This window comes from Micromonospora sp. 15K316 (assembly GCF_004348525.1).
GTDB lineage: Bacteria > Actinomycetota > Actinomycetes > Mycobacteriales > Micromonosporaceae > Micromonospora.
Map to the genome: position 1 here is coordinate 13,009 of NZ_SMKG01000060.1, position 16,279 is coordinate 29,287.

Genomic DNA, 16,279 nt, shown 5'->3' on the forward strand with positions numbered 1-16,279 from the left:
ACATGGGCCGCAGTCAGTCGTTGCCACGGGGCGGTGATCCGCGCTTCGGTCCGGACGCGGACGACTCCGGCAGCCCGATCCTGCACGTCGACATGGACGCCTTCTTCGCCTCGGTCGAGGTGCGCCGCCGCCCCGAGCTGCGGGGCCGGCCGGTGGTGGTCGGCGGCCTCGGCCCACGTGGCGTGGTCAGCTCGGCCAGCTACGAGGCCCGCCCCTACGGCGTCCGCAGCGCCATGCCGATGATGCGGGCCCGGGCGCTCTGCCCGCACGCGGTCTACCTGCCGCCGGACTTCACCGCCTACAGCGAGGCTTCCCGGGCGGTGATGCAGATCTTCCGGGACGTCACCCCGCTGGTCGAGCCGCTCTCCCTCGACGAGGCGTTCCTCGACGTGTCCGGCGCCCGGCGGCTCTTCGGCTCGCCGGCCGAGATCGCCCGCGGCATCCGGGAACGGGTGGCTCGGGAGCAGGAGCTGACCTGCTCCGTCGGGGTGGCGCCGAGCAAGTTCGTGGCGAAGCTCGGCTCGACCCGGGCCAAGCCCGACGGCGTGCTGGTCGTGCCGGCGGCGCGGGTGCTCGAGTTCCTCCATCCGCTGCCGGTCGACGCGCTCTGGGGGGTGGGTGAGCGCTCCGCCCAGGCGTTGCGCCGGCTCGGTCTGGCCACCATCGGCGACCTGGCCGAGGCGCCGTACGGCATGCTGCGCAAGGCCCTCGGTGAGGCGTCCGCCGGCCACCTGCACGCCCTGGCGCAGGGGCGTGATCCGCGTGCGGTGAGTCCCGAGCACGTGGAGAAGTCGATCGGGGCGGAGGTCACCTTCGACGTCGACGTGACCGACCCGCTGGAGATCCGCCGCGCCCTGCTCGCGCTCGCCGACAAGGTGGGTGGCCGGCTGCGCCGGGCGGGTCAGGTCGGCCGGACGATCTCGCTCAAGGTGCGGCTGGCCGATTTCCGCACGATCACCCGCTCCCGCACCCTGCCGGTCGCCACCGACACGGCCCGGGAGATGTTCGACACGGTCTGGGCGCTCTGGGCCGCGCTCGCGCCGGCCGAGCCGGTCCGGCTCGTCGGCGTACGGGCCGAAGGGCTCGCCGTGGCGCAGGAGACACCCCGGCAGCTCGCCCTCGGCGCTCCCGAGCGGGGCTGGCGGGAAGCGGAAGCCGCCGCGGACGCGGCCGCTGCCCGTTTCGGGCGGTCCGTCATAGGTCCGGCCAGTCTGCTCGGCAACCGTGATCCTCGTCGGAACGAAAATCCGGCCCGGCCATAGGTCGTCCCGCTTTCCGACGCGCGACCCCCCTCGTAGACTTGCGGGTAAGCAGCCGGTTGGCTGCCACGGTCTGTCGGTCCGAACGGGCCGACCAACGTGACCGGGGAGGAGTGCCGTGCCGCTCTCGGAGCACGAGCAGCGGCTGTTCGAGCAGATCGAGCGGTCGCTTGCCGAGGACCCCAAATTCGCCTCGGCCGTGCGCGCCAGCGATCCGCGTTTCCACACGCGGCGTCGCCTGCTCGTCGCTGCCGGCGTCATCATCGCTGGCCTGGCCCTACTGGTCTATGGCGCGGTGATCAAGACTCCGCCGCTGGCTGTGGCGGGTTTCGTCGTCATGTTGGCCTCGGCTGCGTACGCGGTGCAGTCGCATCGCCGGGCGCAGTCACCCGATCTCCACGTGGTGGGTGGGACGACCAGCCGGCGCCGCACTCGCGGGCGCTCCGGTCGGCGCTCCTCGTTCCTCGACCGGATGGAGGACCGGTGGCGTCAGCGCCCGGAGGGGCACCGCTGACCGGCCGCTGACTTTCGTCGGAGAGCTGCGGCGTGACCGTGGCCGGGCGCGCCGAGACTTTGGCGGCTGCGCCGGGCTTTGATCGACTCGGCTTCCATGAAGTCGGGGTGTTCCGTGACGGGGACACCCCGACTTCACTGAACTCGAGTGGATCAAGGCAATGACCAGCGCGTGAGGTGCCGCGCGGCGCCGGGCCGGCCATTCCGCCGGGCCGCCCTGCGGCGGCGACCGGTCAGGCCGCGCGGAGCCGGGCGCGACAATGATGTGGTCGGGTCACCTGACGTGCTGCCGACCGGTCGCCGGGCCGCGCGTCGAGCCGGGCGCGGCACTGAGCGGCCGGGTCACCCCACGCGCCGCCGACCGGTCAGCGGGCCGCGCGGTCGGCGAGCAGGCGGCGCGGGTTCCACCGCAGCAGGCGGTGCCGGGCCTGACCGGTCACCGCGACCATCCGCCCCGAGGCGTCCGCCACGGTGAGCCGCCAGCGCTGCAGCACCGAGGGCGGTAGCACCGCCGCGAGCAACCGGGTACGCCGGCCGGCGGCCGCGGCGAGGGTGCCCCGGACCGCGCGCAGCGCCGGCGCCAACGGCTCACCCGTGAGCGGATCCCGCGCGTAGCGGGCCCGCTCCTCGGCGCGGCCGAGCAACCGCATCGCGTCGACGGATTCGGCGTGACCGCTGAGCACGCCCCCGATCAGCCGGTCGGCGGTCGCCCGCGGGGTCTCCGTCCGGTCCACCGGCACCCGGTAGTCCACCAGCGTGTCCAGCAGCTCGTCCCAGACCGCGTGCGCGTCGGCCCGCGCCTGGTCGGCGTCGGCGCCGACCACCACCATCCGCCGGCCGGCCGCCGGGCCGACGCCCACGTCCGGTTCGGTGGCGGCGACCGCCGCCGGCGCCCGGCGACCGCGACGGCGGCGCAACGCGAGACGGCGCAGCGCCGGCAGCGCGAGCACCAGCAGGAGCAACAGCGAACCCGCGGCCCACCAGGGCCAGACGGGCGCCTGCTCGGTGGGGGTCTCCTCGCCGAGGGCGAGGCCGGCGTCGGTGTCCTGGTCCTCCCGCTCCGAGCCCACCGCGCCCGGGGACTCCTCGGGATCCGTTCCGGTGTTCGGCGCGCCCGGCTGATCCGGGAGGGGATCCGGCGCGTCGGTGTCCGGAGCCCAGGTCGACCGGGTGGAGCCGGGGACGCCGTACGCCGGGGTGGCGTCGAACGGCACCCAGCCGATCCCGTCGAAGTAGACCTCGGTCCAGGCGTGCAGGTTGCGGTTGGTGAGGGTGTACGTGTTGCCGTTGCGGTTGCTGCCGCTGGTGAAGCCGAACGCGACCCGGGCCGGGATGCCGGCCGCCCGGACCAACCACCCCATCGCGGCCGCGTACTGCTGGCAGAAGCCGACCTTGTTGGTGAGGAAGTCGACGATGTCCTCGCCGCTGGTGCCGCCCTCGGTGCGCAACTGGTAGCTGAAGCCGTTGTCGGAGGAGAAGTAGTCGTAGATCGCCCGGACCTTGTCGTACTCGGTCGCCTTGCCCTGGACGAGACGGTTCACCAGCTCCGTCACCTGCGGCACCGGCGGCGTCTTGGTCTGCTGCCGCCGTACCAGCGGGTGGTCGGCCGGCAGCTTCCGCGCCGCCCGCAGCGCCGCCGGACTGTACGTCGACCGGACGTAGTCGAACGAGTAGCGCTTGCCGCGCGAGTTCTCCCGGTTGGAGAAGACGATCTGCCGGTCGTCGTCGTAGAGCCAACTCGAGTTCAGGTCCTCCGTGCGGATCGGCTCGGAGTAGACCGGCAGCAGCGGCATGTCGAGGTCCCGGGTGACCTCGACGGTCGCCTCGTACTGCCGTCGCTCGACGCCGCCCACGTCCCGGACGGTCGGGTTGGGCAGGTCGCGGGTGACCGGCCGTCCGGTCGGGTTGGTCACCTCGAAGCCACTCGACTTCAGCTCGTCGGCCACCCCGAAGCGCAGGTAGAACGGGCTCGGCTCGTTGGTGGTGACCTTGACCAGGTCGGCCACCTCGGACTCGTTCAGCTGGCCGCTGAGCGCGGCGAAGAGGTCGATCTTTCCGGGGGCGCCGCCCTGGCCGGGGCGGCCGGTGCCGTTGCCGCTCCCGTTGCCGGAGCTGAGCGAGTCGAGCAGGCTGCCGTTCATTCCCGGCACGGGGACCAGTGGCAGGAGCACCGCCACCGCCACGCCGAGCACCGCGAGCCGCCGGCCGGCGGCGGCCAGCGGAGAAGCCTCCCAGACGTCGACGTCCCGACCGTCACCGGTGAACCGGCGGCCGAAGCGGCGTACCCGGTCGACGTTGTCGGCGCCGAGCAGCCAGAGGTAGCCGACGGCGCCGATCACGAACGGGACCGGCGGCACGTTGTCCACGTAGACGGCGACGGGGACCGAGTAGATGGCGAGCATCGGCAAGCCCGCCAGGGCCGGGCGGCGCAGCCCGACGGTGAGCAGGTCGACCACGACGGCCACCGCTCCCACGCCGAGCACCGTGATAAACAGCAGTGGCGGGGTGTCGGGCACCTCCACGCCGTAGGAGCGCATGTCCCGCACCGAGCCGCCCAGCAGCTCGCTGAAGTGCGCGAAGGTGGCCGGCGTGGGCAGGACCGCGAGGATCTCGCTCCCGGCCGGGAAGAGCCAGGTGAGCGCCAGGGTGAGCCCCGCCAGCATGCCGAGCACCTGACCCCAGAGGGGGGCCCGCAGCGCCCGGGCCAGCGCGGCGGCCCCGGCCACCACGCCGACCGCGATGGCCGACTCGATCAGCCACGTCCAGTGCTCGAAGATGGCCGACAGCGGCGCCGCGGCGAGCAGCGTCGCACCGGCGGCCACCAGGCCGAGATTCCGATGGCGGGTCATGACCCGGTCCCTCCCCTCATGCCACTGCTTCGTCGCGCCGGGCGGATCGAACCCGCCCGCTCATCGCACCCCGCCGGCCACCGTCTCGGCCAGCGCGGCGCGCAGCGCGAACCCCTGCGAGCCGCGGCCCGCCTGCGGCCAGATCGCCGGCAGGCGGGTGCCGTGGTCGACGCCGATCACCCGCCAGCCGCTGCGCAGCAGCGACAGCGCCGCCGCCTCGTGCGTCTGTTCGGCCTCGGCGCGCGCCTTGTCGGGCAGGTTCAACCAGGTGGAGCTGTTGACCAGGAAGCCGACGCAGGTCGCGCCGTTGGCGCGCAGCCCGGCGAGCAGCTCCGCCTCGGCGGTGCTCAGGGATCCGAAAACGCCGATGATCAGGCCGCCGTCGGAGCGCTGGCGGACCCGCTGCACCAGCTCGGTCACCTCGGTCCGCTGGTCGAGGCGCACCTCGGCGAGCTGGTCGAGCAGGAGGCCGTCGCCGCCCCCCTCGGTGGCGTCCACGTCCGCGCCGGCCCCGGTGACCAGGCGCAGCTTGTAGCCGGCCTGGCGCAGGTGCACGGCGATGCTCGCGGTCGCGGAGACCGCCCACTCGAAGCTCGCCGTCGGACCGTCGCCGCGGTGGCCGTACGCGCGGGTGTCCAGCACCACTGTCGCCCGGCTCTCCCAGGGCTGCTCCTCGCGGCGCACCATCAGCTCGCCGGTGCGCGCCGTCGACTTCCAGTGCACCCGGCGCAGGTCGTCGCCCATCCGGTACTCCCGGGTCGCGGCGTCGTCCTCGCCGTGCACCGCCACCGAGCGGGCGCGGCTGTCGCCGCTGCCGGCGTACTCTCCGGGCAGCCGGACCGACGGCAGGGGCGTGACCTGCGGGATCACCGTCAGGTGGTCGATGCTGGGGAAGGCGCGGCTGAGCTCGCAGAGCCCGAACGGGTCGGTCAGGCGCACCACCAGCGGCCCCACCTCGTAGCGGCCGCGGACGTCGGCCCGGACCGTGTACGCCACCGAACTCGCCTGGTGCGCGCCGAGCCGCTCCAGCACCACCCGGGGCCGGCTGCCCAGCGCGTAGGGGAGCCGGTCCTCCAGCAGCAGGGTGCCGGTGGGCAGGCGGGACATGTTCTGCAGCCGCAGCACCACCCGAGAGCTCGCCCCGACCGGCACCCGGTGCGGGTCGAGCGACCGGTTGCAGGCCAGCTTGTAGCGACTGCGACCGACGTAGGCGGCGGCCAGTAGGGGCAGGACGGCGAGCAGCACGGCCACCCGGAGCAGGTCCTTCTCACCGAGGATCCCGGCCGAGACGGCCGCGGCCACCGCGGCGGCCAGGAACGAGCGGCCCCGGGTGGTCAGCCCGCGCAGCCCTTCACGCACGTCACGGCCTCCGCGGCTCGTACGGCCCGCGGCCGTTGCCGCCGGCGGGGCGGGTGTCGTAGGGGGAGCGCTTGCGGTCGTTCGGCAGGGGCAGCCGGTGCACCAGGTCGGAGACGATCGCGTCGGTGGTACGCCGGGCCAGCTGAGCGTCGGCGGTGGGGATGATCCGGTGCGCGAGCACGGGCACGGCCAGCGCCTGGAGGTCGTCGGGGAGGACGTAGTCGCGCCCCTCGAGGGCGGCCACCGCGCGGGCGGTGCGCAGCAGCTGGAGGGTGGCCCGGGGGGAGGCGCCCAGCCGCAGGTCGGGAGCCTCGCGGGTGGCGGTGACCAGGTCGATCGCGTACTGCTTGACGGCGTCGGCGACGTGCACCTGGCGGACCGTGGCGATCAGCCGCCGGACGGTGGCCGCGTCGGAGACCGGGCGCAGCTGGTCGAGCGGGTCGGTGGCGCCGTGGCCGTCGAGCATCGCCAGCTCCGCGCCGACGTCCGGGTAGCCCATCGCGATCCGGGCGGTGAACCGGTCGCGCTGCGCCTCGGGCAGCGGGTAGGTGCCCTCCATCTCGATCGGGTTCTGGGTCGCGATCACCATGAACGGCGTCTGCAACTGGTAGGTCACGCCGTCGACGGTGACCTGCCGCTCCTCCATGCACTCCAGCAGCGCCGACTGGGTCTTCGGCGAGGCCCGGTTGATCTCGTCGCCGACCACCAGGTTGGCGAAGACGGCGCCGGGACGGAACTCGAAGTCGTGCGTCTCCTGGTTGTAGACGCTGACCCCGGTGACGTCGCTGGGGAGCAGGTCGGGGGTGAACTGGATCCGGCGCACCGAGCAGTCGATGGAACGGGCCAGGGCCTTGGCGAGCTTGGTCTTGCCGACGCCGGGGACGTCCTCGATGAGGAGGTGCCCCTCGGCGAGCAGTACCGCCAGGGCGAGGCGTACGGTGGCGGTCTTGCCCTCGATGACCTGCTCGATGTTGGCCACGATGGCCTCGCTCGCGGCACGGAACTCGTCGTGCGGCAGCAGGCCGCCGACCTCGTCCCAGGTCTGTTGTGTCACGGGCCTCCTCCTCGTCGCCGGAACGGCAGCTCTGTTAAGAGCACCTGGACCCGTCGTTGGGTTCGCGACGCCGAGCCTCGTCTGCCGCACAAATCTCACTGGCCTCTCAGGCTAACCATGTTTGTCGTGATCGCCGACCCCCGCGGTCAGACCGCCGGTTACGCCCCGAATATTCGTCAGGTCGGGGGACCGTACGGCCGTCGAGGCGGGGTCCGCGCGCCCGGTGGCCGGCGTCGGCGAGGCGTGGTGGCGGGCCACCGGCCCCACCGGAGCTGGGGGTACACTGCCGTCATGGCCGGAGTCTTCCTGCTTCTTAGCGAGCCGTGCTGATGCGCTGAACGCGCGACAGCACGGCGGCCCCTCCTGCGTGAGGGGCTTTTTTGTGCCCGTCGCCCGCCAGCCGGTGGGCGGGCGGGCGGTGAGCATCAGCAGACCGCACGAGACGACCGCGCCGAGCGACGCGAGGAGACGCGATGAGTGAGGCAGCCGCACCGGCGGGCGACATCCCCCCGTTCCGGTACACCGCGGCCCTGGCCGACGAGATCGAGCACCGTTGGCAGGACATCTGGGAGCGGGAGGGGACCTTCCACGCGCCCAACCCGACCGGGCCGCTGGCCGACCCCGGCCACCCCCGGGCCGGCGCGGAGAAGCTCTACGTGCTGGACATGTTCCCCTACCCGTCCGGGGCGGGCCTGCACGTCGGCCACCCGCTGGGCTACATCGGCACCGACTGCTTCGCCCGCTACCAGCGGATGGCCGGCCGGAACGTGCTGCACGCGATGGGCTTCGACGCCTTCGGCCTGCCCGCCGAGCAGTACGCGGTGCAGACCGGCACCCACCCGCGTACCACCACCGTGGCGAACATCGAGCGGTACAAGGCGCAGCTGCGCCGCCTGGGGCTGGCCCACGACGAGCGCCGGTCGGTCGCCACGATCGACGTCGACTTCTACCGCTGGACCCAGTGGATCTTCCTGCAGATCTTCAACTCCTGGTACGACCAGGACGCGAAGAGGGCCCGGCCGATCGCCGAGCTGGTCGCGGAGTTCGAGGGCGGCAACCGGCCGACGCCGGACGGCCGCCCCTGGGCCGAGCTGTCCGTGGCCGAGCGCCGGAGCATCGTCGACGACCACCGGCTGGCGTACGTCTCGGAGGCGCCGGTGAACTGGTGCCCGGGCCTGGGCACGGTGCTGGCCAACGAGGAGGTCACCGCGGACGGCCGCTCGGAGCGGGGCAACTTCCCGGTCTTCAAGCGGAACCTGAAGCAGTGGATGATGCGGATCACCGCGTACGGCGATCGGCTGCTGGACGACCTGGAGACGCTGGACTGGCCCGAGGCGATCAAGCTGATGCAGCGCAACTGGATCGGCCGGTCCCAGGGCGCGAACATCTTCTTTCCCACCTCGACAAGTGATTCCGATGCCGCGGGCGAAGCCCGCGTCACTGTTTTCACGACCCGGCCGGACACGGTCTTCGGGGCCACCTACATGGTGCTGGCGCCGGAGCACGAGCTGGTCGACGCGCTGGTCCCGGCGGCCTGGCCGGAGGGGACCAAGGAGTCCTGGACCGGCGGGCACGCCAACCCGCGGGCCGCCGTCGAGGCGTACCGCAAGGCCGCCGCGGCCAAGACGGACGTCGAGCGGCAGGCCGACACGAAGGAGAAGACAGGCGTCTTCGTCGGGGCGTACGCCACCAACCCCGTCAACGGCGCGCAGGTCCCGATCTTCATCGCGGACTACGTGCTGGCCGGCTACGGCACCGGGGCGATCATGGCGGTGCCCGCTCAGGACGAGCGGGACTGGGCCTTCGCCGAGGTCTTCGACCTGCCGATCGTCCGGACGGTGCAGCCCGCCGAGGGCTTCGACGGCAAGGCGTACACCGGGGACGGTCCGGCGATCAACAGCGCCGCGCCCGAGCGCGGCCTGGACCTGAACGGCCTGGCGGTCGCCGAGGCCAAGGCCCGGATCATCGAGTGGCTGGAGGCGAACGGGCACGGCCGGGGCACGGTCACCTACCGGCTGCGCGACTGGCTGTTCAGCCGGCAGCGCTACTGGGGTGAGCCGTTCCCGATCGTGTACGACGAGACCGGCGCCGCGATCGCGCTGCCGGAGGAGATGCTGCCGGTCGAGCTGCCCGAGGTGGACGACTTCTCGCCGCGCACCTTCGACCCGGAGGACGCCCAGAGCAACCCGGAGACGCCGCTGTCGCGGGCCCGCGACTGGGTCGAGGTCGAGCTGGACCTGGGGGACGGCCCGAAGCGGTACACCCGGGAGACCAACGTGATGCCGCAGTGGGCCGGCTCCTGCTGGTACGAGCTGCGCTACCTGGATCCGACCAACGCCGACCGGTTCGTGGACGCGGAGAACGAGCGGTACTGGATGGGCCCGCGCGGCGAGGGCGACTGCGGGGGCACCGACCTGTACGTGGGTGGCGCCGAGCACGCCGTACTGCACCTGCTGTACGCCCGGTTCTGGCACAAGGTGCTGTACGACCTGGGCCACGTCTCCAGCTTCGAGCCGTTCCGCCGGCTGTTCAACCAGGGCATGATCCAGGCGTACGCGTACACCGACTCCCGGGGCAGCTACGTGCAGGCCGAGGAGGTCGTCGAGCGCGACGGCGGCTACTACCTGGGCGACGCCTCGGTCAACCGCGAGTACGGCAAGATGGGCAAGTCGCTGAAGAACGTCGTCACGCCGGACGAGATGTGCGAGGCGTACGGCGCGGACACGTTCCGGGTCTACGAGATGTCGATGGGTCCGCTGGAGGTGTCCCGCCCGTGGGAGACCCGGGCGGTCGTCGGCTCCTACCGGTTCCTGCAGCGGGTCTGGCGGGCCGTCGTCGACGAGCAGACCGGCGCGCTGCGGATCACCGAGGAGCCGGCCGACGAGGCCACCCGGCGGCTGCTGCACAAGGTGGTCGACGGGGTCCGCGCCGACATGGAGGGGATCCGGTTCAACACCGCGATCGCCAAGCTGATCGAGCTGACCAACGCGCTGACCCGGCTGTCGGCCACGCCTCGTGAGGTGGCCGAGCCGCTGGTGCTGATGCTGGCGCCGTTCGCCCCGCACGTGGCCGAGGAGCTGTGGCGGCGGCTGGGGCACGACGCCTCGCTGGCGTACGCGGACTTCCCGGTCGCCGACCCGGCGTTGCTGGTGGCCGAGACGGTGACCTACCCGGTGCAGATCAACGGGAAGGTCCGCGGCCGGGTCGAGGTCCCGGCCGACGCACCGGAGGAGACGGTCCGCGCCGCCGCCCTGGAGGCGGTGGCCGCCAGCCTGGCCGGCAAGGAGCCGCGCAAGGTCATCGTGGTGAAGGGCCGGATGGTCTCGGTCGTCGCCTGAACCGGCTCGTGGGCGCGCCCTTGTCGGGCGCGCCCACGGCGGGTTCGTGCCGGTCGGCCGGTGCGCCGCGCGGGGTTTGCGGCACCGCCGTCGAGGCCGGTGGCCGTACCCGGTCGCCGCGCCTATGGAACTGACGTCACCGACGACTCACGCGGCCAGCCGCCGGCATCGTCAACTCGACTTCATTGAAGTCGCGGTTTCAACGGCGGGTTATCGCCCCGATTTCCTGGATGTCGAGTGGATCAACCCGACCCGGGCGGGCTGACCCGAACCGGGCGGGTCAACCGATCCGAACGGGTCAGTTCGATCGCCGGGTGAGTCGGAGTTGGCGTCGGGCGTTCGAGTCGTTGCCGACATCAGCTCGAAAGGCTTCGCGGGGCGATGGTCCGAGCCGGGCTTCCACAACACGAGCGAGGCGAGTCGAACCGATCAGGCCAGGTCGAGCGCGGCCTCGACCGTCGGGCGGTGCCGGCGTAACCAGTCGTGCCAGCCGCGTACGGTCTCGACCACCCCGGCGGCGCGCAACCGCCGCATGCCGGGCTCGTCCCGTTCGGCGCCGGCGGCGATGCCCCGCCAGGTGCCCTCGACCTGGTCGAGTATGACGCCTACCAGTTCGGCCCGGGGGAGCAGCCCTTCGGCCGGCATCTCGTAGGCGTCGCAGAGCAGCGCGCAGCGGCGGGCCAGTTCCGTCGGGTCGGCCTCGTCGCCGAGCTCCGCCCAGTGCCAGCAGGCGAAGGCGACGTCCTCGATCCGGCGCCCCGGGCCGGCCCGGTCCCAGTCGAGGAAGACGATCGGCAGTGGCCCGTCCGGGGTGTCCCGGTAGACGGTGTTCTTCGGCGACAGGTCGCCGTGGCAGACCGTCTCGGCGGCCCCGGCCAGCGGGCTGCCGGCGCAGGCGTCGTGCAGCCGCCGGATCAGCCCCGCCAGCGCGATCAGCGCCGGGTCGGCGAAGTACGCCGGATCCTCGCGGTCCCGCCACGGCACCCGGCCGTCGACGTAGCTGAGCATCTGCCGACCGTGCTCGTCGGTGCCGAGGTGCCGGGGCGCGAGCTCCGTGCCGGTCCGCGCGAGATACGCGAGCAGCGCGGCCACGAAGTCGTCGCCCTCCGGCGCCGTACGCCGGACGCTGTCGCCGACGCGGACCACCTCGGCGATGAAGCCGCCGGGAAGCGGCTGGGCCGCCTCGACGTGAGCCGGGCCGCCGGCCGAGTCCGTGCTACCTGTCATCGGGTGGACCCGCCGCGGTCCGCCGACGCCGCTCCGCCCGCCAGAGCCGCCGGACCAGTACCGCGCCGGCGAGCAGACCGAGGCCGGCGGGGGCCACGGCGAACCACTGGACATCGCCCGGCGAGGTGACCGCGGCGCCGACCGCGGCGTAGCCGAACGCGCTCGGCACCGCGGCGATCACGCTGCCGGCGAGGAACGGCAGCAGCCGCGCCGCCGTGGTGCCGTAGCCGTAACTGACCAGCCCGAACCCGGCGATCGGCAGCAGCCGGACGGTGATCACCCCGAGCACGCTCTGCCGGGCGAACCAACCATCGAGCCGGGCCAGTCGGCCACGGACCCGGGCGGCGACGAACTCCCGCCCCAGCAGCCGGCCGACCGTGAACCCGACGGCGGCGGCCACCAGCGCCGCGGTCAGCGCGTACCCGGCGCCCTCGAACGGACCGAAGATCGCACCCGAGGCCAGGGTGATGAAGGTGCGCGGGACGAGGGCGACCAGCAGCAGCGCACCGCCGAGGACCGCCGCGACCGGCGCGAAGCCGCCGAGCCGGTCGGCCAGCCCGGGCAGCTCGGACGGATCCGGCCGGGGCACCACGAGCAGCAGCACGGCGCAGGCCGCGATCACGAACAGCAGCAGCGCGAACCGGACGGCCGACGGCTGCCGCAGCAGCCGCCGGACGGCGGGCGTCATGCGCGGGCGGCGGCCACCGCGGCGCGGCGCTCGGACCGGAGCCGGTCGGGCCAGGTGTCGTCCAGCGGCGGCAGCTGGTGGATGCCGGTGGCCCAGCGCAGCAGCAGGTCGGCGAGGGCCGGGTTGCGGGCCAGCGCCGGCCCGTGCGAGTACGTCCCGAGCAGCTTGCCGCGCCACGCGCCCTCGCTGGCGCCGTCGTTGCCGACGCCGGCGGTGACCCGGGCCAGCGGGGAGACGCTCGGCCCGAGGTGGGTACGGCCGCCGTGGTTCTCGAAGCCGCTCAGCGGCGGCACCCCCAGCCGGGCGTCGATGTCGCCGGCCAGCTCGCCGACGGCCCGCGTCTCGCCCCGGTCGGAGGTGATGTCGAGCAGCTCCAGCCCCGCGCACTTGGTGCCTTTGGCGAAGAACGAGTTGCCGAGCAGCTGGTAGCCGGCGCAGACGCCGAACACGACCGAGCCCTGCGCGACGGCGCGGTGCAGCGAGCCGTCGGCGATCAGCCGTTGCGCGCCCAGCGCCTGCGGGCCGTCCTCGCCGCCGCCGACGAGGTAGATGTCGGCGGTGGCGGGCAGCCGCTGGTCGGAGCGGACCTCCAGCACCTCGACCGGCAGGCCGCGCTGGCGCGCCCGCCGGGCGAGGATCAGGGCGTTGCCCCGGTCGCCGTAGGTGGAGAGCAGGTCGGGGTAGACCCAGACGATGCGCAGGCTCTCAGTTGACACGGTCCAACTCCGCTCGGATGTCCTGGAACGCGGTGTAGTTGGCGATGACCTCGAGGCGCCCCGGGGGCACCGCGCGGACCGCCTCGTCGAAGCTCCGTACGTGCTGGAACGGCACCTCGTTGACGTCGAGCCGCACGGCCAGGTCGTACGCCCGGTCGCCGGTGATCAGCACCTGCCGGCCGCGCAGCGGGGAGAAGTCGACGTCGAAGAGCCAGGAGGTGTCCAGCCCGTCGGGGTCCCGCGCGTTGATCGACAGCAGGGTGGGCGCCACGTCGGCCATGTCGAACGCCTCCAGCCAGCTGGCCGGGTTCTTGGCCAGCAGCAGCCGGATGAGGCGACCGTCCCGCTCGACCTGCGCGTAGCGGCCGGCGATCGAGGTGACGCTGGAGAGCCGGGAGACCGCGTCGACGGGGCGTACGCCGAACTCCGCCGCCACCGCCAGGGCGGTCGCCGCGTTGCCGACGTTCACCTTGCCGGGCAGCTGGAGGGAGACCTTGTGCCAGGCGCCGGTCGGGTCCAGCACGCCGTCGTCCTCGACGGTCCACTGCGGCTGGGGGCGGCGTAGCGGGCAGCCGGTGCACCACCACTGGTCACCGGAGCGCTGGATGGTGGAGCCGCACTCGGGGCAGACCCACGAGTCGTCGTGCCAGCGCTGTCCCGCGCTGAACCAGGTCACCTGGGGCGGGTTGATCCGGTGGTCGTGGTTGGGCGGCGGGGTGGCGGCCCAGACGACCATCGGGTCGTCGGCGTTGGCCACCACCCGGATGTCCTGATGGCGGACCAGGGCGGCGCGCCAGAGCTGCGCCATCATGGCGACCTCCTTGGCGCGGTCGAGCTGGTCGCGGGAGAGGTTGAGCAGCGCCACCACGTGCGGCTCGGTCGCCTCCAGCACCTGGGCCAGGTAGTGCTCGTCCACCTCGAGCACGGCGTAGGGGGTGCTGCCCGCCTTGGCCAGCGCGGAGGTGTGGCCGGTGGGCATGTTGGCGCCGAAGGAGTTGGTGGCGACCTTGCCGAGGACGCCTACCGCCGCGGCGGCCAGCCGGGTGGTGGTCGTCTTGCCGTTGGTGCCGGAGACCAGTGCGATCGCCCGGCCGGCGGCGAGGTGCGCGAGCAGGTCTGGGTCGATCTTGAGCCCGATCCATCCGCCGATCACCGAGCCGTCACCCCGGCCCGCGGCGCGCGACAGCGCCGCGGCGGTCCGGGACACGGAGCTGGCCACCTTCGCCCGCAGGGGCATCTTCGCGTCCGTCACGCGAGCGAGGTTACCGGACCATCGGTCTCGCCAGATCGCCACCGACGCCGAACCGTTCGGCCGGGGCGCTGTAGCGGGCGGCCGATTCCGCCTCCGCCGGACGGAGTCGATCAATGTCGGAAAGCGGACGCGGTCGGCGGACGGCTCCGGCCCCCCACTCCGCTCCACCCGTTTTGACGTGCGGTTTTAGGCGCGGATCGGCCGCGCCACGCGGGCATTTCTGGTTGCAGGTGGAGGGAAGTGGAGTAGAGTGGGGCCCAATGGTGAGGCCGGGAGGGCCCACCGGCCCGGGGGGTCAGCGGCGCCGCGAACGCCGCGCAGGGGCGAGGGGGTTGGGCCGTGTTTCTCGGCACCCACACTCCGCGCCTGGACGACAAAGGCCGGTTGATCCTTCCGGCGAAGTTCCGGGATGAGCTGGCGGGGGGTGTCGTGATCACCAAAGGGCAGGAGCGCTGCCTCTACGTGTTCCCGATGCCGGAGTTCCAGCGGATCGCGGAGCAGTTGCGCGCCCAACCGATGACGAGCAAGGCGGCCCGGGCCTACAGCCGGGTCTTCTTCGCCAGCGCGCATGACGAGGTGCCGGACAAGCAGGGTCGGGTCACCATCCCGTCCCACCTGCGGGGATACGCGGCGCTCGACCGGGACCTGGTCGTGATCGGCGCGAGCACGCGGGTGGAGATCTGGGACAAGGCCGCCTGGGAGAGCTATCTCGCCGAGAGCGAGGACGAGTTCGCCGACATCGAGGAGGGGGTGCTGCCCGGCGGTCTGTAGGGCGGACGGCGCCCGGCGTACTGCGAGATCTCCAGCCGCTTTCGAGTTCCTGGCACCCCTTCCCCGGTGCCAGGCGCACGATCTCTCGGGGGGCCGCGGCCTCGCGACGGGCGGGAGCGGATGGGGATCTGGCGGTACGGCGGCAGGCGCCGGCCGACGCGGGCGCGAGAAGGAAGAACGGTAACCAGCGGTGGGGGTCGACATGGGGGAGTTACGCGGCACGCACGTGCCGGTGCTGCTCGAGCGGTGTCTCGAGCTGCTGGCCCCCGCACTGGGTCGGGGCGACCGGACGGTCCACGTCGACGCCACGCTGGGGCTGGGCGGGCACGCCGAGGCGGTGCTCGAGGCGCATCCGCAGACGATCCTGATCGGGCTCGACCGGGACACGGAGGCGCTCGCGCACGCCCGCGTACGGCTGGCGCGCTTCGCCGACCGGGTCCACCTCGAGCACGCGGTCTACGACGAGTTGCCCGACGTGCTCGACCGGCTCGGTTACCCGGGTGTCGACGGGATCCTGTTCGACCTGGGGGTCTCGTCGCTGCAACTGGACGCGCCCGACCGCGGGTTCGCCTACGCGCAGGACGCCCCGCTGGACATGCGGATGGACCAGACCCGTGGGGTGACCGCCGAGGAGGTGGTCAACACCTATGGGCATCCGGAGCTGGCGCGGGTGCTGCGGGTGTACGGCGAGGAGAAGTTCGCCGGGCGGATCGCCTCGGCGATCCTCCGGGAACGGGAACGCGCCCGGATCACCTCGTCGGCACGGCTCGCCGAGCTGATCCGGGACGCCATTCCGGCACCAGCCAGACGAACCGGGGGACACCCGGCAAAGAGAACGTTTCAGGCTTTGAGGATCGAGGTAAACAGGGAGCTGGCGGCGCTGGAGACGGCGCTGCCGGCCGCACTCGACGCGCTCAACGTGGGCGGTCGCATGGTGGTCCTGTCCTACCACTCGCTGGAGGACCGGCTCACCAAGGCGGCGCTCGCCGATCGGGTCCGCAGCACGGGCCCGATCGACCTCCCGGTCGAGCTGCCCGGGACCGGCCCGACGTTCCGGCTGCTGAGCCGGGGCGCCGAGCTGCCCGGGGAGCTCGAGGTCGCCGCGAACCCGCGCGCCGCCTCGGTGCGGCTGCGGGCCGCGGAGCGCATCGACCCGGACGCGCAACGGCAGGGGCGGACCGACCGCGAACGGTCCCGTCGGCGCGTCAGGGCGATGAACCAACCGGGGGCGGGGTCCGTGCGATCCGTGGGGG

12 protein-coding genes are annotated in these 16,279 nt (G+C 73.1%); 5 read left to right on the forward strand and 7 right to left on the reverse strand.

The genetic code is table 11. From position 1 onward, the window contains the following. The first annotated feature begins 2 nt into the window (after window positions 1-2). Complete coding sequence (locus tag E1211_RS14450; RefSeq protein WP_132349265.1) at window positions 3-1,262, forward strand: DNA polymerase IV; 1,260 nt, start codon at window positions 3-5, stop codon at window positions 1,260-1,262. A gap of 115 nt (window positions 1,263-1,377) precedes the next feature. Beyond that, on the forward strand, window positions 1,378-1,773 hold the full coding sequence (locus E1211_RS14455; RefSeq protein WP_120678207.1) for a DUF3040 domain-containing protein: 396 nt from the start codon (window positions 1,378-1,380) through the stop codon (window positions 1,771-1,773). A gap of 364 nt (window positions 1,774-2,137) precedes the next feature. Here E1211_RS14455 and E1211_RS14460 read toward each other — a convergent pair whose 3' ends face one another. The 3 genes from E1211_RS14460 to E1211_RS14470 are packed head-to-tail and all read right to left on the reverse strand — an operon-like array spanning window position 2,138 to window position 7,034. Then, entirely contained in the window at window positions 2,138-4,621 is a 2,484-nt protein-coding gene (locus E1211_RS14460; RefSeq protein WP_132349267.1) for a DUF3488 and transglutaminase-like domain-containing protein, read from the reverse strand. A gap of 60 nt (window positions 4,622-4,681) precedes the next feature. After that, a complete protein-coding gene (locus tag E1211_RS14465) occupies window positions 4,682-5,980 on the reverse strand; it encodes a DUF58 domain-containing protein (RefSeq protein ID WP_132349269.1) in 1,299 nt (432 codons plus the stop codon). Between the two features lies 1 nt (window position 5,981). Beyond that, window positions 5,982-7,034: a MoxR family ATPase gene (locus E1211_RS14470; RefSeq protein WP_132349271.1), complete on the reverse strand. Its 1,053-nt coding sequence runs from the start codon at window positions 7,032-7,034 to the stop codon at window positions 5,982-5,984. 473 nt (window positions 7,035-7,507) lie between these two features. On the opposite strand from E1211_RS14470, the gene leuS reads away from it, so the two are divergent. Next, a complete protein-coding gene (leuS, locus tag E1211_RS14475) occupies window positions 7,508-10,372 on the forward strand; it encodes a leucine--tRNA ligase (RefSeq protein WP_132349273.1) in 2,865 nt (954 codons plus the stop codon). A gap of 429 nt (window positions 10,373-10,801) precedes the next feature. Here the strand turns inward: leuS and E1211_RS14480 are convergent, their stop codons facing one another. The 4 genes from E1211_RS14480 to E1211_RS14495 are packed head-to-tail and all read right to left on the reverse strand — an operon-like array spanning window position 10,802 to window position 14,240. Next, window positions 10,802-11,599, reverse strand: coding sequence for an aminoglycoside phosphotransferase family protein (locus E1211_RS14480; RefSeq protein WP_132349275.1), 798 nt, complete (start codon window positions 11,597-11,599; stop codon window positions 10,802-10,804). Next, complete coding sequence (locus E1211_RS14485) at window positions 11,589-12,287, reverse strand: TVP38/TMEM64 family protein (protein WP_132349277.1); 699 nt, start codon at window positions 12,285-12,287, stop codon at window positions 11,589-11,591. Before E1211_RS14485 ends, E1211_RS14480 begins: the two co-directional genes overlap by 11 nt. Further along, on the reverse strand, window positions 12,284-13,003 hold the full coding sequence (locus E1211_RS14490; RefSeq protein ID WP_132349279.1) for a type 1 glutamine amidotransferase: 720 nt from the start codon (window positions 13,001-13,003) through the stop codon (window positions 12,284-12,286). The genes E1211_RS14485 and E1211_RS14490 overlap by 4 nt, the downstream gene beginning before the upstream one ends. Then, complete coding sequence (locus tag E1211_RS14495; RefSeq protein WP_132349285.1) at window positions 12,993-14,240, reverse strand: MurT ligase domain-containing protein; 1,248 nt, start codon at window positions 14,238-14,240, stop codon at window positions 12,993-12,995. The genes E1211_RS14490 and E1211_RS14495 overlap by 11 nt, the downstream gene beginning before the upstream one ends. Before the next feature lie 354 nt (window positions 14,241-14,594). Between E1211_RS14495 and mraZ the strand changes: the two genes are divergently transcribed. Beyond that, on the forward strand, window positions 14,595-15,026 hold the full coding sequence (gene mraZ, locus E1211_RS14500; protein WP_132349281.1) for a division/cell wall cluster transcriptional repressor MraZ: 432 nt from the start codon (window positions 14,595-14,597) through the stop codon (window positions 15,024-15,026). A gap of 202 nt (window positions 15,027-15,228) precedes the next feature. Continuing rightward, window positions 15,229-16,279: 16S rRNA (cytosine(1402)-N(4))-methyltransferase RsmH (gene rsmH / locus E1211_RS14505; protein ID WP_132349283.1), on the forward strand; the 1,051-nt coding region annotated here is incomplete at its 3' end.